This window comes from Mannheimia sp. E30BD, from assembly GCF_041807785.1.
In the GTDB taxonomy this organism is placed as follows: domain Bacteria; phylum Pseudomonadota; class Gammaproteobacteria; order Enterobacterales; family Pasteurellaceae; genus Mannheimia.
In genome coordinates, this window is record NZ_JBGTYX010000003.1 from 163,201 (window position 1) to 185,578 (window position 22,378).

22 protein-coding genes are annotated in these 22,378 nt (G+C 39.0%); 9 read left to right on the forward strand and 13 right to left on the reverse strand.

Annotated features, from left to right (window positions below):
* Positions 1-73 precede the first annotated feature (73 nt).
* Positions 74-1,462 carry an SLC13 family permease gene (locus ACERCG_RS03370; RefSeq protein WP_373610664.1) on the reverse strand — a complete coding sequence of 463 codons (1,389 nt, stop codon included), beginning with the start codon at positions 1,460-1,462 and terminating at the stop codon, positions 74-76.
* A 218-nt stretch (positions 1,463-1,680) separates the two neighbouring features.
* Here ACERCG_RS03370 and ACERCG_RS03375 point away from each other — a divergent pair, with 218 nt between their 5' ends.
* The 3 genes from ACERCG_RS03375 to ACERCG_RS03385 all read left to right on the forward strand — a co-directional run bounded on the left by ACERCG_RS03375 (position 1,681) and on the right by ACERCG_RS03385 (position 4,917).
* Positions 1,681-2,856, forward strand: a complete 1,176-nt coding sequence (locus ACERCG_RS03375) for a phosphoglycerate kinase (RefSeq protein ID WP_373610665.1) — start codon at positions 1,681-1,683, stop codon at positions 2,854-2,856.
* 84 nt (positions 2,857-2,940) lie between these two features.
* Positions 2,941-4,017 carry a class II fructose-bisphosphate aldolase gene (gene fbaA / locus ACERCG_RS03380; protein WP_373610666.1) on the forward strand — a complete coding sequence of 359 codons (1,077 nt, stop codon included), beginning with the start codon at positions 2,941-2,943 and terminating at the stop codon, positions 4,015-4,017.
* Between the two features lie 105 nt (positions 4,018-4,122).
* On the forward strand, positions 4,123-4,917 hold the full coding sequence (locus tag ACERCG_RS03385; protein ID WP_373610667.1) for an ATP-binding cassette domain-containing protein: 795 nt from the start codon (positions 4,123-4,125) through the stop codon (positions 4,915-4,917).
* 76 nt (positions 4,918-4,993) lie between these two features.
* On the opposite strand, the gene aspA is transcribed toward ACERCG_RS03385, so the two are convergent.
* The 7 genes from aspA to rsmD all read right to left on the reverse strand — a co-directional run bounded on the left by aspA (position 4,994) and on the right by rsmD (position 10,603).
* Complete coding sequence (gene aspA, locus ACERCG_RS03390) at positions 4,994-6,421, reverse strand: aspartate ammonia-lyase (RefSeq protein WP_373610669.1); 1,428 nt, start codon at positions 6,419-6,421, stop codon at positions 4,994-4,996.
* 150 nt (positions 6,422-6,571) lie between these two features.
* Complete coding sequence (locus ACERCG_RS03395; protein ID WP_373610670.1) at positions 6,572-6,841, reverse strand: DUF1294 domain-containing protein; 270 nt, start codon at positions 6,839-6,841, stop codon at positions 6,572-6,574.
* A gap of 80 nt (positions 6,842-6,921) precedes the next feature.
* Positions 6,922-7,959, reverse strand: coding sequence for a phosphoribosylformylglycinamidine cyclo-ligase (purM, locus tag ACERCG_RS03400; RefSeq protein ID WP_373610671.1), 1,038 nt, complete (start codon positions 7,957-7,959; stop codon positions 6,922-6,924).
* A 143-nt stretch (positions 7,960-8,102) separates the two neighbouring features.
* Positions 8,103-8,975 carry an SAM-dependent methyltransferase TehB gene (tehB, locus tag ACERCG_RS03405; protein WP_373610672.1) on the reverse strand — a complete coding sequence of 291 codons (873 nt, stop codon included), beginning with the start codon at positions 8,973-8,975 and terminating at the stop codon, positions 8,103-8,105.
* Between the two features lie 118 nt (positions 8,976-9,093).
* Positions 9,094-9,606, reverse strand: coding sequence for a 4-hydroxyphenylacetate 3-monooxygenase, reductase component (gene hpaC / locus ACERCG_RS03410; RefSeq protein ID WP_373610673.1), 513 nt, complete (start codon positions 9,604-9,606; stop codon positions 9,094-9,096).
* An 11-nt stretch (positions 9,607-9,617) separates the two neighbouring features.
* The gene (locus ACERCG_RS03415; RefSeq protein WP_373610674.1) at positions 9,618-9,929 is read right to left on the reverse strand and encodes an HI1450 family dsDNA-mimic protein; all 312 of its coding nucleotides are present in this window, start codon (positions 9,927-9,929) and stop codon (positions 9,618-9,620) included.
* Between the two features lie 83 nt (positions 9,930-10,012).
* Positions 10,013-10,603, reverse strand: a complete 591-nt coding sequence (rsmD, locus tag ACERCG_RS03420) for a 16S rRNA (guanine(966)-N(2))-methyltransferase RsmD (protein WP_373610675.1) — start codon at positions 10,601-10,603, stop codon at positions 10,013-10,015.
* 78 nt (positions 10,604-10,681) lie between these two features.
* Here rsmD and ftsY point away from each other — a divergent pair, with 78 nt between their 5' ends.
* Genes ftsY through ftsX form a run of 3 tightly spaced genes read left to right on the forward strand, consistent with a single transcriptional unit; the run spans position 10,682 to position 13,839 of the window.
* Entirely contained in the window at positions 10,682-12,247 is a 1,566-nt protein-coding gene (ftsY, locus tag ACERCG_RS03425; RefSeq protein ID WP_373610676.1) for a signal recognition particle-docking protein FtsY, read from the forward strand.
* On the forward strand, positions 12,244-12,897 hold the full coding sequence (gene ftsE / locus ACERCG_RS03430; RefSeq protein ID WP_373610677.1) for a cell division ATP-binding protein FtsE: 654 nt from the start codon (positions 12,244-12,246) through the stop codon (positions 12,895-12,897). Before ftsY ends, ftsE begins: the two co-directional genes overlap by 4 nt.
* 9 nt (positions 12,898-12,906) lie before the next feature.
* A complete protein-coding gene (gene ftsX, locus ACERCG_RS03435; protein ID WP_373610678.1) occupies positions 12,907-13,839 on the forward strand; it encodes a permease-like cell division protein FtsX in 933 nt (310 codons plus the stop codon).
* A 72-nt stretch (positions 13,840-13,911) separates the two neighbouring features.
* On the opposite strand, the gene ACERCG_RS03440 is transcribed toward ftsX, so the two are convergent.
* The gene (locus tag ACERCG_RS03440) at positions 13,912-14,838 is read right to left on the reverse strand and encodes a LysR family transcriptional regulator (protein WP_373610679.1); all 927 of its coding nucleotides are present in this window, start codon (positions 14,836-14,838) and stop codon (positions 13,912-13,914) included.
* A 111-nt stretch (positions 14,839-14,949) separates the two neighbouring features.
* On the reverse strand, positions 14,950-16,065 hold the full coding sequence (asd, locus tag ACERCG_RS03445) for an aspartate-semialdehyde dehydrogenase (protein WP_373610680.1): 1,116 nt from the start codon (positions 16,063-16,065) through the stop codon (positions 14,950-14,952).
* A 153-nt stretch (positions 16,066-16,218) separates the two neighbouring features.
* Between asd and sodC the strand changes: the two genes are divergently transcribed.
* The gene (gene sodC / locus ACERCG_RS03450) at positions 16,219-16,758 is read left to right on the forward strand and encodes a superoxide dismutase [Cu-Zn] SodC (RefSeq protein WP_373610681.1); all 540 of its coding nucleotides are present in this window, start codon (positions 16,219-16,221) and stop codon (positions 16,756-16,758) included.
* A gap of 98 nt (positions 16,759-16,856) precedes the next feature.
* Positions 16,857-17,156 (forward strand): hypothetical protein, encoded by a 300-nt coding sequence (locus tag ACERCG_RS03455; protein ID WP_373610682.1) that lies wholly within the window; start codon positions 16,857-16,859, stop codon positions 17,154-17,156.
* 181 nt (positions 17,157-17,337) lie between these two features.
* Here ACERCG_RS03455 and potC read toward each other — a convergent pair whose 3' ends face one another.
* Genes potC through potA form a run of 3 tightly spaced genes read right to left on the reverse strand, consistent with a single transcriptional unit; the run spans position 17,338 to position 20,070 of the window.
* Positions 17,338-18,105 carry a spermidine/putrescine ABC transporter permease PotC gene (potC, locus tag ACERCG_RS03460; protein WP_373610683.1) on the reverse strand — a complete coding sequence of 256 codons (768 nt, stop codon included), beginning with the start codon at positions 18,103-18,105 and terminating at the stop codon, positions 17,338-17,340.
* Positions 18,105-18,968 (reverse strand): spermidine/putrescine ABC transporter permease PotB, encoded by an 864-nt coding sequence (potB, locus tag ACERCG_RS03465; protein ID WP_373610685.1) that lies wholly within the window; start codon positions 18,966-18,968, stop codon positions 18,105-18,107. Before potB ends, potC begins: the two co-directional genes overlap by 1 nt.
* Positions 18,955-20,070 (reverse strand): spermidine/putrescine ABC transporter ATP-binding protein PotA, encoded by a 1,116-nt coding sequence (gene potA / locus ACERCG_RS03470; RefSeq protein WP_373610686.1) that lies wholly within the window; start codon positions 20,068-20,070, stop codon positions 18,955-18,957. The genes potB and potA overlap by 14 nt, the downstream gene beginning before the upstream one ends.
* A 250-nt stretch (positions 20,071-20,320) precedes the next feature.
* On the opposite strand from potA, the gene rep reads away from it, so the two are divergent.
* The gene (gene rep, locus ACERCG_RS03475) at positions 20,321-22,339 is read left to right on the forward strand and encodes a DNA helicase Rep (RefSeq protein WP_373610688.1); all 2,019 of its coding nucleotides are present in this window, start codon (positions 20,321-20,323) and stop codon (positions 22,337-22,339) included.
* Positions 22,340-22,378: the final 39 nt, after the last annotated feature.

Sequence of the window (22,378 nt, forward strand, 5' to 3'; positions counted from 1 at the left end):
TAAAGCTGTTTGAATGTGTATTCAAACAGCTTTTTTGCTTTACAAGCGGTCTAAAAAGTTAATTTTTTTGCAATTAATGCCAAGTCATCCAGAAGAAATAAGATAAGCAACCAATAATGGTTACACAGAAAATATTGAGGATAAGACCGACTTTTACCATCTCACTTTGCTTGATATAACCTGTTGCAAAGACAATTGCATTTGGTGGGGTTGCAATAGGCAACATAAAGGCACAAGAAGCACCACAAGCAATGATTGCTGCTAATGAAATTGGTGGTAAACCGAGCGAATTTGCAACCGTAATAAAGATGGGTAGCATCAAGGCTGAACTTGCCGTATTTGATGTAAACTCAGTTAAAAATACAATAAAGCCTGTCATTACTAAGGTCATAATCAGCCAGTGCTTTGTACCGATGTAATTTACAATAGTATCTGCCAAAATTTTGCTTGCGCCTGTCTCACGTAACACAATACTTAGCACTAACCCACCACCAAATAGCATTAATACGCCCCATTCAGTACGTTCTTGAATTTCAGACCAAGTTGCTGTGCTGCAAATACAGAGTGCTACAACAGCAATCATCGCAATGACAGCGTCAAAATTTTTAATTGATTCTTTTAATGCTAAGCCATTGCGAATAAAAGGCTCAATATAGCTACTAAAAGTCAATAAAATCGCAGTAACGATAAAAATGATGAGAGTCGCAAGCTGTTTTCCATTGAGTTTTGAATCTTCAATTTCAATATTAAACGGCACGTTAAAGTTTGGCTTTAGCATAACGAGTAAGCTGATAACCATTGCAATCATCAGTAAAATTGCAACAGGCATACCGTATGGAAGCCATTCAGAAAATGAGATTTTAATCTGAGAAGCCAATAACGCATTTGGTGCAGAACCAACTAAGGTGCCAATACCACCGATACTAGAACTAAAAGCAATACCTAATAGTACAAAAACATAAAGATTGCGGTTAGTTTTAAGATCAACCTTATGCAGAATACCAAGCGTGAGTGGCAACATCATTGCGGCTACGGCAGTATTATTAATAAAGAGGGAGAGTAGGGCAGTTACAGCAAATAGATAAATGACGGTACGTTTTAAATTACCTTTGGCTAAGCGGATAACGTGGTTAGCAATCCAAAGATCGATTTTTTGGATATTTAATACCGCTGCAATCACAAAGCCCCCGAAGAACATAAAAATAATTGGCTCTGAGAATGGAGCAAAAGCGGCTTTGGTTGATAGCACGTTAAGCCCAATCGCAAATATCGGCACCATCAAGGCAGTTACGGTAATATTAAAGGCTTCGGTCAGCCAAAGAATGCCGATGAAGACAAGCAGGGCTAAGTCCCTATTTTCTTGTTCATTGAACGGGAGAAATTGCAGTAATAGAAAGAAAATTACAATATCAACTGCAAGTATTATTAACCCTCTTAAAGGATTTTTAGCTGTGCTAGTCATATAAACTCCTAATTACTTTTTGTTATATTAAATCGAAGGTATTAGCACTATACCAAAAATTTTTGTTAAAAAGATTAAAAAATTGTAAAGGAAAATATTTTCAGGAAACGTATAAAAATTATCAATTTATTTGATCTAGGTTAGCCCAAAATGATTAGAAGCTGATATAATCAAGTCATTATCACTTTTTAAATTTAAATCATAAAGAGGAACAAACTATGTCTGTTATTAAAATGACTGACCTTGATTTAGCGGGTAAACGTTTATTTATTCGTGCTGACCTTAATGTGCCGGTAAAAGATGGTAAAGTAACATCTGATGCTCGTATTGTGGCAACCATTCCTACATTAAAATTAGCTTTACAAAAAGGGGCTAAGGTAATGGTAACTTCTCACTTAGGTCGCCCGACTGAAGGCGTATTTGAAGAGGCAAACTCATTACAGCCTGTGGTTGATTACTTAAATGCTTCAGACTTAGGTGTTCCAGTACGTTTAGTGCGTGATTACTTAGATGGCGTTGAAGTAAACGAAAATGAAGTAGTTGTACTTGAAAATGTGCGTATCAATAAAGGTGAGAAGAAAAACGATCCTGAGCTTGCGAAAAAATATGCAGCACTTTGTGATGTTTTCGTAATGGACGCATTCGGTACAGCACACCGCGCTGAAGGTTCAACTTACGGCGTAGCAGAATATGCACCTGTTGCTTGTGCTGGCCCATTATTAGCGGCTGAATTAGATGCATTAGGCAAAGCATTAAAAGAACCACAACGTCCAATGTTAGCGATTGTAGGTGGTTCAAAAGTTTCAACAAAATTAACCGTTCTTGATTCCCTTTCAAAAATTGCCGACCAATTAATTGTTGGTGGCGGTATCGCAAATACCTTTATCGCAGCAGAAGGTCACGCAGTTGGTAAATCATTATATGAAGAAGATTTAATTCCTGAAGCAAAACGTTTAGCACAAGCAACCAATATTCCAGTTCCTGTTGATGTACGTGTAGGTACAGAATTCTCTGAAACTGCACCGGCAACCGAAAAATCGGTAAACGAGGTTCAAGCAGATGAGTCTATTTTTGATATTGGCGATAAATCAGCTGAAGAATTAGCAAATATCATCAAATCAGCAAAAACCATTCTTTGGAACGGCCCAGTTGGTGTGTTTGAATTCCCGAACTTCCGTAAAGGAACTGAAGTAATTTCAAATGCGATTGCAGAAGCAACAGCAAACGGTGCATTCTCTATCGCAGGTGGTGGCGATACTTTAGCGGCTATCGATTTATTCGGCATTAAAGATAAAATCTCATACATTTCAACTGGTGGCGGTGCATTCTTAGAATTTGTAGAAGGCAAAGTATTACCAGCCGTTGAAATTTTAGAGAAACGTGCTAACGGTTAATATTTGATTTATTGAACTGATGGCGTAAGCGTCCAGGCTTGCTCTATCAAAATATAGATTTTATTTATTATAAGGAAAAGCAAAATGTCATTATTAAACATCGTAAAACCAGGTGTTGTTACAGGCGACGACGTACAAAAAGTATTCGCTTACGCTAAAGAAAACAATTTCGCAATCCCAGCGGTAAACTGTGTAGGTTCAGACTCTGTAAACGCAGTATTAGAAACAGCAGCTCGTGTGAAATCACCTGTTATCGTTCAATTCTCTAACGGTGGTGCACAATTCTATGCAGGTAAAGGTTTGAAACCTGCATCAGGCGCTCGTACAGATGTATTAGGTGCGATTGCAGGTGCAAAACACGTTCATCAATTAGCAGAAGAATACGGTGTGCCAGTTATTCTTCACACTGACCACGCAGCAAAAAATTTACTTCCGTGGATTGACGGCTTACTCGAAGCAGGTGAAAAGCACTTTGCAGAAACAGGTCGCCCATTATTCTCTTCACATATGATCGATTTATCAGAAGAGCCAATCGAAGAAAATATGGAAATCTGCCGTGAATACTTAGCTCGTATGGATAAAATCGGTATGACGCTTGAAATTGAAATCGGCGTAACGGGCGGTGAAGAAGATGGCGTGGATAACTCAGATGTTGATGAATCTAAACTTTACACTCAACCGTCTGAAGTATTATACGTTTACGACCAATTAAGCCCAATCAGCAAACGTTTCACTATTGCGGCGGCATTCGGTAACGTACACGGTGTTTACAAACCGGGTAATGTAAAATTAAAACCATCAATCTTAGGCGAATCACAAAAATTCGTTTCTGCTGAGCGTGGTTTACCGGAGAAATCATTAGACTTCGTATTCCACGGTGGTTCAGGTTCAAGCCGTGAAGAGATCCGTGAAGCAATCAGCTACGGTGCAATCAAAATGAACATCGACACCGACACCCAATGGGCAGCTTGGGACGGCATTCTTCAATTCTATAAAGCCAATGAAGCATACTTACAAGGTCAATTAGGTAATCCGACAGGTCCTGATGCACCAAACAAAAAATACTACGATCCACGTGTTTGGTTACGCAAAATGGAAGAGTCTATGTCTAAACGCTTAGAGCAATCTTTCGAAGACTTAAACTGCGTGAACGTATTATAATTTGCAAAGTTTTTAGCAAATTTGACCGCTTGTGAGTAAACAAGCGGTCTTTTTTTATTTATTTTTTGCGGTAAACTATTACTTTATTCCCAACTTATAAATATTATGGCATTACTTGAAGCACACAACCTCAGCAAGCGTTTTATTGAGCGAACAGGATTGTTTCATAAGCAAGATTTCTATGCGGTTAAAGAGGTTTATTTTACCCTCAATAAGAAAGAAACATTGGCAATTATCGGCGAAAATGGAGCAGGTAAATCTACTTTAGCCAAAATGATTACTGGTATGGTAGAGCCAACCTCTGGGGAAATTATTTTTAGAGGTACACCGTTGCATTTTGGCGATTACAAATACCGTGCCAAACGTATTCGAATGATGTTTCAAGATCCAAATGATGCCTTTGATCCAAACTACAATATCGGGCAGATATTAGATGCTCCTTTGCGATTAGCAACTGATTTAAGCGAACAGGAACGAAACGAGCGTATTTTTAATACCTTAAAATTAGTGGGAATGTACCCTGAACATGCCCTGATTCCCATTTCTGAAGCCTCAAGCGGACAAAAACAACGAGTTGCCTTTGCCAGAGCCTTAATTTTAGAACCCGAAATTATTATTGCTGATGACACAATAAACTCTCTTGATTTCTCCGTTAAAACGCAACTGCTTAATTTAATGCTCAACGTGCAACAAAAACAAGGAATTGCTTACATTTACGTTGGACAAAATATTGGGCTAATTAAACATATTGCAGATAAAATAATGGTAATGCAAAACGGTGAAGTAGTAGAATACGGAAAAACAAGAGAGGTGTTACTTAATCCAGAACATCAAATAACTAAAAGATTGATTGAAAGTCACTTTGGAAAACCGCTGACGGAAAATGCTTGGCTTAGCTAAATAAAAATTAATTAAATTAAAAATAATAGGACAGGCAGAATGATTAACTGCCAGCCCTATTTCTTACAGGAAGATTTTATTCATCCTCTGTAAAGCGTTTTGCTTTATAAGTTGGGTTCATTAGGTTCTCAACAGAAAGAATATCATCTAATTGTTCTTCTGTGAGTAAGCCACGCTCTAGAACCACTTCACGCACGCTTCTGCCTGTGGTTGCACAGATTTTACCTACGATGTCTCCATTGTGGTGTCCGATAAATGGGTTGAGATAGGTTACAATACCGATTGAGCTAAACACATAGTTTTGGCAGATTTCACGGTTAGCTGTAATGCCATCAATACATTTATCACGCAAGTTCACACAAGCGTTGGCAAGAATGTCGATAGACTCAAATATTGCTTGCCCGATAACAGGTTCCATTACGTTTAATTGTAATTGACCTGCTTCTGCAGCGAATGTTACGGTGGTGTCGTTACCGAACACTTTAAAGCAAACTTGGTTTACTACTTCTGGCACAACAGGGTTTACTTTGGCTGGCATAATAGAAGAACCTGCTTGAAGTTCTGGCAAGTTGATTTCATTTAAACCAGCACGCGGGCCTGATGAGAGCAAGCGTAAGTCGTTACATACTTTAGAGAGTTTTACCGCTGTGCGTTTTAATGCTCCGTGTACCATTACATAAGCACCGCAGTCTGAGGTGGCTTCAATTAAGTTTTCTGAGAGAACACAAGGAAGTTGGGTAACTTCAGCCAGATATTTCACCGCAAGTTGTGAATAGCCTTCAGGGGTATTTAAGCCTGTACCGATTGCAGTCGCCCCTAAGTTCACTTCAAGTAGTAACTCTGCTGTGCGTTTTAGGTTACGAACTTCTTCATCTAATAACATGGCAAAGGCTTGGAATTCTTGGCCAAGTGTCATCGGAACCGCATCTTGTAATTGGGTACGACCCATTTTTAATACATCAGCAAATTCTTTTCCTTTATTTTCAAAAGCGGTTTTTAGGTAAGTAATTTTATCAATTAATTTGATAATGCTGTTATACACTGCAATACGGAAGCCCGTTGGGTAGGCATCGTTCGTTGATTGGCTAGCATTCACGTGATCCATCGGGTTGATGATGTCGTATTTGCCTTTTTCTTCCCCTAAAATTTCAAGGGCTAGGTTGGCAATCACTTCATTGGTGTTCATATTTACCGATGTGCCAGCACCACCTTGATAAACATCAGATGGGAATTGGTCTAAGCATCTATCTTTTACTAAGACTTCATCACAGGCTTGAACAATCGCATTTGCCACTTTTTTCGGAATTGCCCCTAGTTCGCCATTCGCTAATGCAGTGGCTTTTTTCACCATTACCATACCACGCACAAACTCAGGCACGTCAGAAATAGTTACATTTGAAATGTTAAAATTCTCAATCGCTCTTAATGTATGAATTCCCCAATAAGCCTCATTCGGCACTTCTCTTTCGCCTAGTAAATCGTGTTCAATACGTATATTTGACATTTTTATCTCCTTTAGTAGATAGAATTAAATTTTGCTAAATAATACCTATTTTAAGGGATGAAAAACGTGATCTACATCAAATTTCTAAATAGCGGACTAGGATATAAATTGTGCTTTCGGATTAGAAAAACTAATGATAAATTAAAGTGATTACAACGCTAAATAAAAATAAGGCAAGCCAATTAACCAAGTGAAAGTGGAGAAGATAACTGCAATGTGAAAATACCAATGCTTAGTTTTATGGCGGAAATATTTCATTGCTAAATAAGTGCCAATAGCACCACCTAAAAAGCAGAAAGAGAGTAGTGTAACTTCTGGTACTCGCCATTCTTTTTTGATTGATTTCTGTTTATCGCTATACATTAAGTAAAAGGCACTTATATTCATTAGTGCGAAATAGGTGAACCAAAATAGTTTCATTTGCAATCCTTTGTAAAAAATTAACCGCTTGTAGCAATGATCTTACTACAAGCGGTTAAAAAAGTGATTTATTTTGCAAATTAGTTGATTTCAACTTGCTCAGAGCCAGTGCCTAGCTCTTCAATTTTACCGATAACCCACGCCTTTTCGCCAGCTTCTTTTAGCACGCTTAACGCATTTTCAACGTCAGCCATAGGCAGAGCAATGACCATTCCTACACCACAGTTAAAGGTACGGTACATTTCATAACGGCTGATGTTACCTTTTTCTTGTAACCATTTAAACACTGCAGGCCATTGCCAGCTTGATTCATCAATAACTGCTTTAGCAGATTCTGGCAATACACGAGGAATATTTTCCCAGAAACCGCCTCCTGTTAAGTGAGCGATAGCGTGAACATTCGCTTCTTCCACTAATTTTAACACCGATTTCACATAAATTTTGGTTGGAGCGAGTAAATGTTCGCTAAGTGGTTTATTTTCTAATAATTCCGTTGCTGGATTGGTATTGCTCACTTCTAACACTTTACGAATTAACGAATAGCCGTTTGAGTGTGGGCCACTTGAAGCGATAGCAATTAATACATCTCCTGTTTGAACGGCTGAACCATCAATAATGCCTGCTTTTTCAACAATACCTACGCAGAAGCCTGCTAAATCGTAATCGCCTTCGTGGTACATTCCCGGCATTTCAGCGGTTTCACCACCTACTAATGCACAGCCCGACATTTCACAGCCATCAGCAATGCCTTTTACCACATTTGCTGCAACATCAACATCTAATTTGCCTGTTGCGTAGTAGTCTAAGAAGAAAAGGGGTTCTGCACCCTGTACGACTAAATCATTCACACACATTGCGACTAAATCTTGCCCAATGGTATCGTGTTTGTTGAGATCAATGGCTAAACGTAGTTTTGTACCCACACCATCAGTACCTGATACTAAAATAGGCTCTTTATATTTGCTTGGTAATGCACATAATGCCCCAAAACCGCCTAAACCGCCCATTACCTCAGGGCGACGAGTACGTTTAACATCAGCTTTGATTCGTTCGACTAATTCGTTTCCTGCGTGGATATCAACGCCGGCATCTTTGTAACTAAGTTGTGTGTTGCTCACTTTAACCTCAACAGTAAATGAATGAAAAAACGAGGGTATTATAGCATAAGCAAACGTTTGCGAAATGTAAATTTTGAAAGAAATCTAATTATTCTACGAGAGAATGTAGGAGCAAATCACAATTTGCCCCTATAAGTTCATCGTTAAGCCATTCTCTTCGCTAACATCGTTGCAAAACGAAGCTGAATACGGTTGCCGTGCTCATCGGTTTTGTGGAGATGCCCTAAATCTTCGTTATATTTTACCAGTTCCCAATCTTTGTAATAATTTGCCAGCTCGCCTTCCGCAAAGGTAAAGGAGAATGGCATTGGGCAAGGGTAATCATCGGTACTCATTGCACACACAATCAAATTATAGCCACCCACTTTGGTGTTTTTCTGCATATTTTCAACAATTGCTGGAATGCGTTCACGGTTTAAGAACATCATTACCACCGTTGAAATAATCAGATCATATTCGCCATTTTGATTGGCGATGGTTGCCTCGTTAATATCATAAATATCTGCCGTAATATTCTGAGCTTGTTCTTTTTCGATCATATAGTTGAGGAAATCGATGCTTTCCTGATTCTGATCAACAGCGGTTACATCAAAGCCTAATAAATTTAGGTAAAGAGAATTACGGCCTCGTCCGCAGCCTAAATCTAAGGCTTTGCCACCTTTTACATAATTAACCGCATTTAACACTTCAGAGTGGGTTGTAGTGAGGTTGTATTTTTTCGCAAAGTAATCTTCTGGTTTGCAATAAAAGGCAAGTTGGCATTCAAGATCATCAGATAACGCTTCAACTTTGTGCCATAGTTGAGGCTCAACCATTGGGCGTTGGCGGTTTACATCGAAAATATCTTCTTTAATCACTTCGCCATCTTCGGTTAATTCGTAATATTTTAGCGAGCCTTTTAAAATGGTGAGTTTCGCCCAAGTGCCCACTTTAGTATTGTGCTTTTCTTGGAACATTTGTGGCAAGGTGTCTTTTGTCCACACTGGCATTTGTTTATAGCAGATTAAATTTTCCATTGTTCTGTCCTTCTGTGAAAAAACGAGTGGGAAAATTTTATCACTGTTTAAATGCCTGAAAACAAAAAATCCGACTAAAAAAGTCGGATTTGATCAAATTTATGTGAAATATATTTTGTTAGTCAATGTTTACACTTCTAAATTGACGAGCAAAATAAATTAAACTGTGGTTCGGCTCGACATCAATATGGTTAACTTCCACCACAAAAATAGTATGTGTACCCACAGCGTGAGTATCCACAATATTGCCTTGTAAAGCCGAAATGGCACTGCGTAACACAGGCTGATCGTCAAAGCCATTATCCCAAATATCCCAGCTAAAACGCTCTTCCATTGTGCTTTCAAGAATAGCAGCGAAATGTTTGGCGATGTCTTCTTGCTCGTGGCTTAGCACATTAATACAGACTTTGCCGTTGTGCTTGATAATATCGTGAACGTGGCTGTTTTTATTCACGCAAAAAAGCACCGTTGGGGGAGCATCGGTTACTGAGCTTACTGAAGAAACAGTAAGCCCAACTTTGCCAGCTGCTCCGTTAGAGGTAACGATGCTTACCGCTGATGATAAATGTGCCATTGCTTCACGAAATTTTAGTGAGGCGTTAATAGGTTGAGATGTATCGATGTTCGACATATTTTTCCTTATTATTCTTTCCAAACAACGTGATATTCACGATTTTCTTCTTCGTGTGAAATTAAGAAACGGGCGAATACATCGTCCATTTCGTCTTTCTCATTTACTAAGCCAACCCAAACCTCCGCAAAGGCTTCTGGGTCGATCAGCGTGCCGATTTCTTGATCCCAATCTTCACTGGTTTCGACCATTTCGACCGCACCACACTCTTCAAACTGGAGATTAAACAGTAAAATATCGGCAGGGTCTAAATTCTCGCCAGCCATTTCTAAGAAAATATCGTATGCAATATCTATTGCTTCATCAGGAGTTAATTTTTTCATATGTTGATTCTAATAGTCCTACCATAAAAGTGTTAGATAGATAAGTTTTATTTTATGCTTTTTAGTTATAAAAAACAAAAATATTACGCTTGAATTAAACGGCTTACTACCATTCCCGCCGTTTTCTCTTTTAAAAGTTGCCAGCCTTCAGGCAAATTTAATGGGGCGTGATTTTTTTCCGTTTCCACATACAAAATCGCATTTTCTGCCAACCAGTTATTTTCAACTAGCAATGTTAGTACTTGTGGCACAAGATTTTGATGAAAAGGGGGATCGATAAACACAATATCAAATGGCTCACCGCTATTTTTATTTGATAGATATTGTAACGTATCGGTTTGAACAACAGAGCCATTTTCTGTTTTTAAGGTTTGCAGATTTTTCTTCAACAAATTAGCGGTATTTGCAAATTTTTCCAAAAAAACGACCGCTTGTGCTTGGCGAGAAAGTGCCTCAAACCCCAGAGAGCCACTGCCTGCAAAGCAATCTAAACAGCGTGCGTGAGCAATATCGTGCATTAACCAGTTAAACAGCGTTTCTTTCACTCGATCTGTGGTGGGGCGTAGCCCTTCTGCATTCAATACGGGTAATTTTCTACCTCGCCAAAGCCCAGCAATAATACGTACTTCGCCCATTTGTTGGTTAGATTGCGGAGAATTTCGATTTTTTTTCATACTCACTAAAGGAAAATAAAGGATTTTTTGATAAACTATGTAAGTTTAGTCTATTTTCAGTATAAATGAGAGAAAAATATGTCAGAGAAGAAAAAAGGTTTTTGGTCTTGGCTTGGATTTGGTAAGAAAGAAGAAACAAAACAGGAAGATATTCAGCAAGAACAAGAGGTTATTCAACCCGAAGAGCCTGTGATTATTAAACCAGAAACCGAGAAATCGTTTTCTGAGAAATTAGATGATCTGGAAGATAGAATCGAAGAAAAGACAGATCAGCTAGAAGACTATTTTGAGGAAAAAGAAGATCAAATTGAACAGAAGTTTGAGGAAATTGAGGATAAATTCGAGGAAAAAGTCGAAGAGTTCAAAGAGTTTGTTGAAGAAAAAGTTGAAGAGGTAAAAGAGTTCTTTGATGATGTTGAAGACAAAATTGAACAGACATTTGAGGAAGAAAAAGGCGAACAAGCGGTCGAAAATCTGCAAAATATTGCAACTGAGCAGCTAGATCTTAACGAACAAGAGCAAGTGACTTATCAAGTAGAAGAAGCTCAAGTGGAAGAAGCGGTAGCTCAGGAAGTTGCTGTAAGCGAAGATTTACCTCAGGCGGTTTTAGTTGAAGATGTTGTAGAGCCAATCATTACCGAACCAGAGCCTTTAGATGCTCAAGAGATTGTTGAAGAGCCGACAATTCAAGACGAATATCAAGAAAAGCCTAGTCAAGGAGGTTTCTTTAGCCGTTTAATTCAAGGCCTAATTAAAACCAAGCAAAACATTGGTTCGGGTTTCCGCAATTTCTTCAGTGGCAAGAAAATTGATGATGAATTATTTGAGGAGCTAGAAGAACAGCTACTTGTGGCGGATTTAGGTATGCTGACCACACAAAAAATCATCAATAATTTAACGCAGCACGCCACGAAAAAGCAGTTAAAAGATGCTGAGTTGCTTTACCAGCAATTAAAAATTGAGTTGGGCGAAGTGTTAAAACCTGTGGCTCAGCCTTTAGTGCTTGAAGAGAAAAAACCGTATGTGATTTTAATGGTGGGCGTTAATGGTGTGGGCAAAACCACAACCATTGGTAAACTTGCTCGTAAGTTCCAAAATGAAGGGAAATCGGTGATGTTAGCTGCAGGCGACACTTTCCGTGCAGCAGCAGTAGAGCAACTTCAAGTTTGGGGCGAGCGAAATAACATTCCTGTGGTGGCACAAAGCACGGGTTCAGATTCTGCCTCTGTGATTTTTGATGCAATGCAATCTGCAGCGGCAAAAGGGATTGATGTGCTAATTGCAGACACTGCAGGCAGATTACAAAACAAAAACAACTTGATGGACGAGTTGAAAAAAATCGTGCGTGTGATGAAAAAATATGACGAAACCGCACCGCACGAAATTATGCTTACCCTTGATGCAGGCACGGGGCAGAATGCAATTAGCCAAGCAAAATTATTTAATGAAGCGGTGGGCTTAACGGGCATTACATTAACCAAATTAGACGGTACGGCAAAAGGCGGTGTGATTTTTGCGATTGCGGATCAATTCAATATTCCTATCAGATTTATCGGGGTGGGCGAGAAGATTGAAGATTTACGTCCGTTTAACGCAGAAGAATTTATCGAAGCCTTATTTAGCCACGAGGACGAACAACAATGATTAAATTTACTAATGTGAATAAGGTTTACAAAGGCGGTAAACCTGCTTTACAAGGCATTGATTTCCACTTGCCAGCAGGTGGAATGGCGTATATTACAGGGCATTCCGGTGCGGGTAAAAGTACGCTGTTAAAATTAATTATGGGCATTGAGCGTGCCAATGGCGGGCAAATTTTGTTTAACGGACACGATATTACTCGTCTTTCTCATCACGAATTGCCGTTTTTACGCCGTCAAATCGGAATGGTACACCAAGATTATCGTTTATTAACCGATAGAACCATTTTAGATAATGTTGCCCTCCCGCTCATTATTTTAGGTATGAACCAAGCGATTGTAGAGCGTGAAGCGCTTATTGCACTTGAGCGAGTAGGGCTTGCGGATAAAGCCAATTATCTACCATTGCATCTTTCAGGCGGCGAACAGCAACGTGTTGATATTGCCAGAGCCATTGTTCATCGCCCAATTTTGTTGTTAGCAGATGAACCAACGGGGAATTTAGATGAAAAGCTCTCGTTTGAAATTTTCCGTTTATTTGAAGAGTTTAATCAGGCTGGCACTACGGTGCTTATTGCGACACACGATACCAATATCATCTCAAAACGTTCAAAGCCGTGTTTGGTGTTGGAACAAGGGCATCTTAAATTTTAAGGGAAGATTATGATTCGTTCATTTAACAAATTAGGTGCTCAAACCAGCTACTCTTTACGAGCGGTTTGGCAAGATTTAATGAAACGCAAACTAGGTACATTTTTAACCATATTAGTGATTGCGGTTTCACTCACTATTCCAACGGTAAGTTATTTACTGTGGAAAAATACGCACACAGCGGCAACACAGTTTTATCCAGAACCACAACTTACGGTTTATCTGCACAAAAACTTAGCGGAACACGATATCAATACGGTGGTTGATCGTATTCGTGCTTATGAATCAGATAAAATTGATTCCTTTAATTATATTTCTCGTCAGCAGAGTTTAGAGGAATTTCGCTCTTGGACAGGCTTTGGAGAAGCGTTAGATATTTTAGATGAAAATCCACTGCCGGCGGTAGTTACCTTAAAACCAAAAGCAAATTTCAATAGTGCGGATGCAATGGTTGAGCTACGCAATGGTTTACAACAAATCAAAGGTGTACAAGAAGTCCGTTTAGATAATGGTTGGTTAGAAAAATTAACCGCCTTAACGTGGCTGATTGCACGCATTGCGGTTGTTTGTACAGTATTGATGTTATTAGCGGTCTTTTTAGTGATTGGTAATAGTGTAAGAACCGATGTGGCAAATAGCAAAGCGGCGATAGAAGTGCAGCAAATTCTAGGGGCAACCGATCACTTTATTGCTCGTCCGTTCCTTTACACAGGAATGATTTACGGCTTTTTCGGCAGCCTGTTAGCTGTACTGTTTAGTGCAGTAACGATTAGCTATTTTACAGGCATTGTGAAGTATGTAACCGATATGTTCACGGTTCAATTTGAACTAAAGAGCTTAAATTTTAGCGAAGCCTTTTTCTTAATTGTACTTTGTATATTTATCGGCTGGCTGTCGGCAAAAATGGCGACAATGCGAAATATTTTCAGAATTGGCAGTCGATAATTTCTTTTAAATAAAAGCGGTCTATGTTGTTCAATTTGCAAAATAATGAACAAAATAGACCGCTTGTTGTTTCTATTCCAATACCATTAAGCCCGGCAGCGTTGCAAAACTTTGATCTTTGATGGTGTCGTGGAAATCATCTAGGTAGGCAAGGGCAGCATCTGATTCACGAATTGCCCCATAAAGGTTGCTATATAAACCTTGCTGAGTGATTTTGCGAGCTACCACATAGCCTCTGTCCAAATAAGGTTTAACCGCCCAATAAGGCAGAGCTGCCACCCCTCGACGGCTTGCCACAAGCTGAATAATGGCAATGGTTAATTCGCTATTGCGACGAGTAACTTTAATGCCCGCAGGATTTAGCACTTTACGCAGTAAATCGAGCATATCATCAGGCACAGGGTAGGTAATGAGGGTTTCATCTTTAAAATCTTCCGCTTCCCACACTTCTTTTGTTGCAAGAGGGTGATCTTTCGAGCAAATCCCCACCATTTCATAAGAAAATAGCGGTTTACAAATAATGCTTGAATTATCTTCAACTTCCGACACAATCGCCAAATCTGCCCTATGGCTTAATAATAAGCCCACTGTATCCGTATGGAAGCCCGATACAATATCCAATTCCACTAATGGCCAATGCTGGCGGAAAGTATCCATTGCAGGCATTAACCAGTCAAAACAAGTATGGCATTCCACCGCAACCCGCACTTCGCCCACTTCACCTTGTTTTACCCGAGCCAAATCAAGCTCAGCCTCGATCACTTGTGGCAAAATATCATAGGCAAGTTTAATTAAGCGTTCTCCTGCTTGGGTGAAGCGAATGGGCGAGCTTTTACGTTCGAATAGTGTAAGATCGTACTGCTCTTCTAAGAGTTTGATTTGATGGGAAAGGGCTGATTGGGTTAAATGCACACGTTTTGCTGCTAAAGAAACGCTGCCGCTTTCTTTTAACGCAACTAATGTTCTTAAATGACGGATTTCTAGGAAAATGGGCTTCATAATTTATTCATCTAAAAGTGAAAAAAGATGAAAAGAATTATAACAAACAAGCGGTCAGATTTTGCAAAAAATTTACAAATTCTGACCGCTTGTAGAGATTGGTTATTAGGATTATTTAGTTAATTGAACTAAAATACGGCGAACAGGCTCTGCTGCACCCCATAATAATTGGTCGCCCACCGTGAATGCTGCTAAATATTCACCACCCATTGCTAATTTGCGTAAACGCCCAACTGGTACGCTTAATGTGCCGGTTACTTTCGCAGGTGTTAATTCACGCAATGTGGTTTCTTTGTCGTTTGGAATCACTTTCACCCATTCATTGTGAGCTGCAATGATTTGCTCAATTTCTGCTAATGGAATATCTTTCTTCAGCTTAATTGTGAATGCTTGGCTGTGGCAACGTAATGCGCCAATACGCACGCATAAACCATCAACAGGAATTGGATTTTCGCTTAAACCTAAGATTTTGTTGGTTTCCGCATAGCCTTTCCACTCTTCTTTGGTTTGTCCTGTTTCAGGTAATAATTTATCAATCCAAGGAATTAAGCTACCACCTAATGCCGCACCGAAGTTCTCAGTTGGGAAATCGTCCGCACGCATTTTTGCGGTTACTTTACGTTCAATGTCTAAAATTGAAGAAGCAGGATTTGCTAATTCTGCTTTTACGCTATCTTCTAATTCACCCATTTGTGAAAGTAATTCACGCATATTTTTTGCACCAGCACCAGAAGCTGCTTGGTAAGTAGCAACAGAAACCCATTCCACTAAATCTTTTTCAAATAAGCCACCGATTGCCATTAGCATTAAACTTACCGTACAGTTACCACCTACGAAAGTTTTAATACCGTTTTTCAAGCCTTCAGAAATAACGTGTTGGTTTACTGGGTCTAATACGATGATTGCATCATCTTTCATACGAAGTGCAGAAGCAGCATCAATCCAGTAACCGTTCCAGCCGCTTTCTTTTAATTTTGGATAAACTTCGTTGGTATAATCGCCACCTTGACAGGTTACGATGATGTCTAATTTTTTTAATTCTTCGATATCAAAGGCATCTTTTAATTCACCAGCATCTTTTCCACCAAATACTGGGGCTTTTTGACCGGCTTGTGAAGTAGTAAAGAAAATAGGATTGATGTTAGCGAAGTTATTTTCTTCTACCATACGATCCATTAATACTGAACCCACCATTCCACGCCAACCGATAAAACCTACATTTTGCATTGTGCTTGCTCCTAAAAAGTTATTGTTTTAAAATTTAAATAAATACAGGATTTTCATTGAAAAATCAATGTTTTTTATTTGTTTGTAAAACTTTGACTGCTATGGTTAAAATGAATTGCCAATTACGGCTTATCTATAAAAAAGGGCAGTCTTATGAAAATGAAAACAGCATTAGCAATTGCATTAGGTTCTTTATTCAGCTTTTCGGTAACAGCAGCCGAACCGGAAAAAATTATCGTGCCGATTCAACTTCTTGATGTAGAAAAAGGCAATAAAGATATTGGTACAGTAGAAATTACTGAATCTAAATACGGCTTAGTATTTACTCCAAATCTAAAAGATTTAACAGAAGGCTTACACGGCTTCCATATTCACGAAAACCCAAGCTGTGATGCAAAAGAAAAAGATGGCAAGCTCACAGTAGGCTTAGCCGCAGGAGGACACTGGAACCCTAATAAAGCTCCACATCACGGCTTCCCGTGGTCTGATGATGCTCATTTAGGCGATTTACCTGCATTAACCGTTTTACACGATGGTACATCAACTAATCCAGTATTAGCCCCTCGCTTGAAAAAATTAGATGAAATTAAAGGTCGTTCATTAATGATCCACGAAGGCGGCGATAACCACTCAGACCACCCGGCTCCTCTTGGTGGTGGTGGTCCTCGAATGGCGTGTGGTGTAATTAAATAAAATTTGATTTAGTTAAAAAGTGTTGGTTTAAATATCATTCCAACACTTTTTTATTTCTAGCCATTACCATATAATTACCTCCTATTAAGGAGAAATATATGTCTATAAAAGCAAAAAAAGAACCCCATAAGATACTTCCAGAACAAGCAACTTTTTCTAAGAGTTCGCCGGTTTATATTCCCCTATTTTTTGCTAACAAAAAGGCAAGAGTACAAACAGTATGGGAATTAGAACTTGAAAATGGTGAACGTGATTCAGGAAAGGTGAAACGTAATCGTATTCAATTTAATCGTTTGCCAGTCGGTTGTCACAAATTAACAGTTATTGCTGGTACACCGCTTTTAGGGCAAGGCACAAAGATTTTTGAGTGTTCATTACATATCATTGATAAGCAATGAAATAAAAACTCATCAAAACGTCTATCTGTTTTCTGATTAAAAAATCATTCTCAAGCTGCTTTATAGATAAGCTATTCATAAACTTGAATAGCTAAAAAATTTACAAATTATAATTAAGCAAATAAAAAACCTGACTGCAAATAGCTGCTAGTCAGGTTTTTTACTTATCAACTAACTATATTTATGCCTTTTTTCTCACCACTAACTGGCTTAATACCACAAGGGTTAATGAGAAGATAATCATAATGGTTGCTAGTGCATTTACCTCTGGGGTTACACCTGTTTTAACCAATGAGAAGATTTTCAATGGTAATACTTCGTAGCTTGGGCTTGTTACGAATGAAGAGACGATAACGTCATCTAATGAAATCGTAAAGCTTAGTAGCCAGCCTGAAATAATTGAAGGTAATGCCAGTGGTAAAATGATTTTGCGTAAAATCGTGACTTCACTTGCACCTAAATCTTTCGCCGCTTCTAACATCTTGCCATCAAAATCGCTTAAGCGTGATGAAATAGCGATAACCACATAAGGTAAACAGAAAGTGATGTGAGCAATTAATAGCGAAATAAAGCCTAATTTTATACCTAAGATCATAAATAATACAAGCATAGATACCGCCATCACGATATCTGGCGACATCATTACCACGAATAACATTCCGCCTACTAATTTTTTACCACGAAAGCGGTAACGATAAAGTGCGATTGAAGTTAATGCACCTAAAATAGTAGAGAATGTAGCAGCGAAGAACGCAATGGTTAATGAGTTCATTGTTGCTTGTACTAACGTATCATTGCTGAATAAACGCTCATACCAGTTCCAAGTAAAGCCTTTCCAGTTCAAGCCGAAACGGTCTGCATTGAAAGAGTTTACCACTAAAATAATAATTGGAATATATAGGTAGGCAAATACAGCCAACATAAAAAGGTTTCTAAACATCTTTTTCATTATTCAAGCTCCACCTTTTTATTTAATAGTTTATTTGCACGATAGTAAACATAAAGCATTAACGCCATTAAAATAGTTAAAGCAATACTTACCGCAGAACCGACTGCAAACTGGTTAGTATTTAAGAATAAGCTCTTAATAATGTTACCTACCAATGGTGTTTTACCGCCGCCTAATAAGTCTGCCACATAGAACATACCCATTGCAGGTAGTAATACTAATAAACAACCCGCCACAATGCCCGGCATTGTAAGTGGAATAGTTACTTTAATGAAACGTTGGAATGCATTTGCCCCTAAGTCTTTTGCAGCTTCTAGTAAGCGGTTATCAATTTTCTCGATTGATGAATAAAGTGGCAAAATCATAAATGGTAATAGAATGTAAACTAAACCGATGATAATTGCCGCTTCTGAGTTTAATAAACGTAAAGGTTCATTGATCAAGCCTATTGCCAATAAAGTTTCATTTAAGAAACCTTTTACACCTAAGAAAATTTTAATACCGTAAATACGAATTAGCGAGTTAGTCCAGAACGGTAACACCACTAAAAACAGTAAAAACGGGCGCAATTTTGCAGGCATTTTTGCGATAAAAAACGCAAAAGGGTAACCAATTACCAAGCAGATAATTGTTGCAACGCCTGCCATATAGAGCGAGTTCCACAATACGGTTGCGTAAGTGTCATTAAATAATGCTTTATACGCATCTAAGCTAAACGCAAAATCAACAAAGTATTGGCTTTGACGATTTTCCGTTAAGAAACTGATAATTAAAACGAGTACGTTCGGCACTAATACGAAAAGTAATAACCAACCGAAAATAGTTGCGACCGCACCATTTTGGAATTTGTTATTCGCCTTCATCGTTTAACACAACCTCCCAGCCTTCATACCAAGTAAGAGCCACTTTTTGCCCTACTTCGTGGTCAATGTTCGGGTCATCTTCGTTGAAGAATTCGCTAACCAATACGTTCATACCGTTATGATCTAATCTTACGCTAGACTCTAACGTCATACCTTTATAGTTACGGTCGATAATATGACCGATAATCGCTTTCGAGCTTTCGTTTTCATCTAACTCTTCAATCACGATATCTTCAGGGCGTAGTAATACTTTTAGTTTTTGGTTCGGGTGAACGTCTAAATCTTCAATTTTAATGTTGCAGATGCGACCTTCTACATTCGCTTTCACGTTAGTTGCATCAACACGCTCAATCACAGTTGCATCAAACACGTTGATTTCGCCGATGAAACGAGCTACGAATAAGTTGCTTGGCTCTTCGTAAATTTCACGAGGTGTGCCATCTTGAGCAATTTTACCGCCATTCATTACAATAATACGATCAGACATTGTTAATGCTTCTTCCTGATCGTGTGTTACGAAAATAAAGGTAATACCCAATTGACGTTGTAACGCTTTTAACTCATTTTGCATCTCTTTACGCAATTTATAGTCAAGAGCAGATAGAGATTCATCTAATAACAATACTTTTGGCTTATTAACTACCGCACGAGCAATCGCAATACGTTGTTGCTGACCACCAGAAAGCTGAGCAGGTTTTTGTTGCGCTCTATCTTCTAAACGCACCATACGTAATGCTTCCATTACACGAGGTTCGATTTCTGAATTTGGCACTTTCTGCATACGCAAACCAAATGCTACATTTTCAAAAATAGTCATATGTGGGAAAAGCGCATAGCTCTGGAATACGGTATTCACAGGGCGTTGTTCTGCCGGAACATTAGAAACATCTTGCCCATCAAGAATAATTGAACCCTCAGTTAAATCTTCAAAGCCGGCAATTAAACGCAACGCAGTTGTTTTACCACAACCTGAAGGGCCTAAAATCGTTAAAAATTCACCATCGTTAATGGTTAAATTCAAATTTTTAAGAATCGTTTTACTACCGTAGCTTTTCGTTACATTTTTAAGCTCGATGATAGCTTTTTGTTCTAATTTTTCCATCTACTGTTTTTTTCCCTTAAATTGAAAAAAGAAAAGTACTCACAAAATCAGGCTCTCGCCCCCAAAAAATCAACTTATAATGATATAGCTAAAGGGGCAAGATTGAAAGGAAAAATTTACATTTTGGGGATTTTTCTTGGATTAACAAGCGGTCTAAATTTTAGAATTTTTTGCAAAGTTTTTAAGAAATTCGACCGCTTGTTTTCTTTCCGTTAAAATACTTCCCAACAATTACTTTTCAAACTATCTTATGAAACTCAATTCTCAACAACAACAAGCCGTAGAATATACAAACGGGGCTTGCCTTGTGCTGGCGGGGGCCGGTTCGGGTAAGACTCGGGTTATTATTAATAAAATTGCTCATTTAATTGCAAACTGTGGCTATTCGCCGAAACAGATTGCGGCGGTTACTTTTACCAATAAAGCCGCCCGCGAAATGCGGGAGAGGGTGGCTCATTCTATTGGTAAGGAAAACAGCAAAGGGCTGACGATTTCTACCTTCCACACACTCGGTTTTGATATTTTAAAGCGTGAATACAAATTGCTGGGCTTTAAATCAGGTATGACCTTGTTTGATGAACACGACCAAATCGCCTTACTCAAACATTTATTGCCTGAAAATGTTACGGAAGATAAAGATTTACTGAAGGCCCTGATTTCCACCATTTCAAATTGGAAGAATGATCTGCTTTCGCCTGAAATGGTCATTTCTCGTGTGCGTGATGAGCGTGAGCGAGTCTTTTCGCATTTTTATCAGCTCTATCAAAATCAACTTAAAGCCTATAATGCGTTGGATTTTGATGATTTGATTATGCTGCCTGTATTGCTGTTTCGCCAATTTCCAGAGGCAAAAGAACGTTGGCAGAACAAAATTCGCTATTTGTTGGTTGATGAATATCAAGATACCAATACCAGCCAATATGAGTTAATTAAGCTGATTGTCGGCAACGAGCCAAACTTTACGGTGGTGGGCGATGATGACCAATCTATCTACTCTTGGCGTGGAGCGAAGCCAGAAAATATGCAGCGGCTGCGTGAAGATTTTGATTCAAAAGTGATCAAGTTGGAGCAGAATTACCGTTCCAGCCAGCGGATTTTGCATTGTGCCAATATTTTGATCGACAACAACGACCATCTGTTTACTAAACGCCTGTTTTCAGAGCTTGGCGAAGGCGAAAAGCTAAATGTAATTGAAGCGAAAAATGAAGAACACGAGGCGGAGCGAATTGTTGGGGAGCTGATTGCACACCGTTTTTCTTGCAAAACAAAGTATAAAGATTATGCGATTTTATATCGGGGTAATAGTCAATCCCGTTTGTTGGAAAAATTGCTCATGCAGAACCGTATTCCCTACAAAATTTCGGGCGGCACATCATTTTTTGCCCGAGCGGAAATTAAAGATATGATGGCGTATCTGCGTTTGGTGGTAAACCAAGATGATGATGCGGCATTTTTGCGGATTGTAAACACGCCAAAACGGGAAATTGGGGCTGCAACATTAGAAAAATTGGGAATACTGGCGAATGAAAAACAAGTCAGCTTATTTGAGGCGATTTTCGATTTTGAGCTGATTCAACGCTTAACGCCAAAACCTTACCAAGCCTTGCAAGATTTTGCCCGTTGGATTGTGGAAATTGCCGACCAAGCAGAGCGGTCTGACCCGATTGAAGCGGTAAAAGATTTGTTGGCAAAAATTCAATACGAAGCCTATTTGTATGAAATGGCTGCAAATCCAAAAGTGGCGGAAATGCAGAGCCGAAACGTGCAGACCTTGTTTGAATGGGTGCAAGGAATGTTAGAGGGAGATGAAATAGAAGAGCCGATGAGTTTGGTACAAGTAGTAAACCGCTTAACCTTGCGAGATATGTTAGAGCGTGGCGAAGATGACGATGAAGCCGACCAAGTACAGCTAATGACGCTTCACGCCTCCAAAGGCTTAGAATTTCCACACGTTTTCTTAATTGGAATGGAGGAGGGCATTTTGCCACACCAAACCAGCCTTGATGAAGAGAATGTGGAAGAGGAACGCCGTTTGGCTTATGTGGGCATTACCCGAGCCCAACAAACGCTTACTTTTTCACTCTGTAAGGAACGCCGCCAATATGGCGAAATCATCAAACCCGAGCCAAGCCGTTTTTTAATGGAATTACCGCAAGACGATTTGGTGTGGGAAAGCAGTAAACCAAGGCTTACAGAAGAGCAGAAAGAGGCAAAATCGTCCGCTAATATAGCGAACTTAATGGCGATGTTAAAAGCGAATAAGAAATAGCAACAAGCGGTTAAATTTTGCAAATTTTTCAGCAAAATC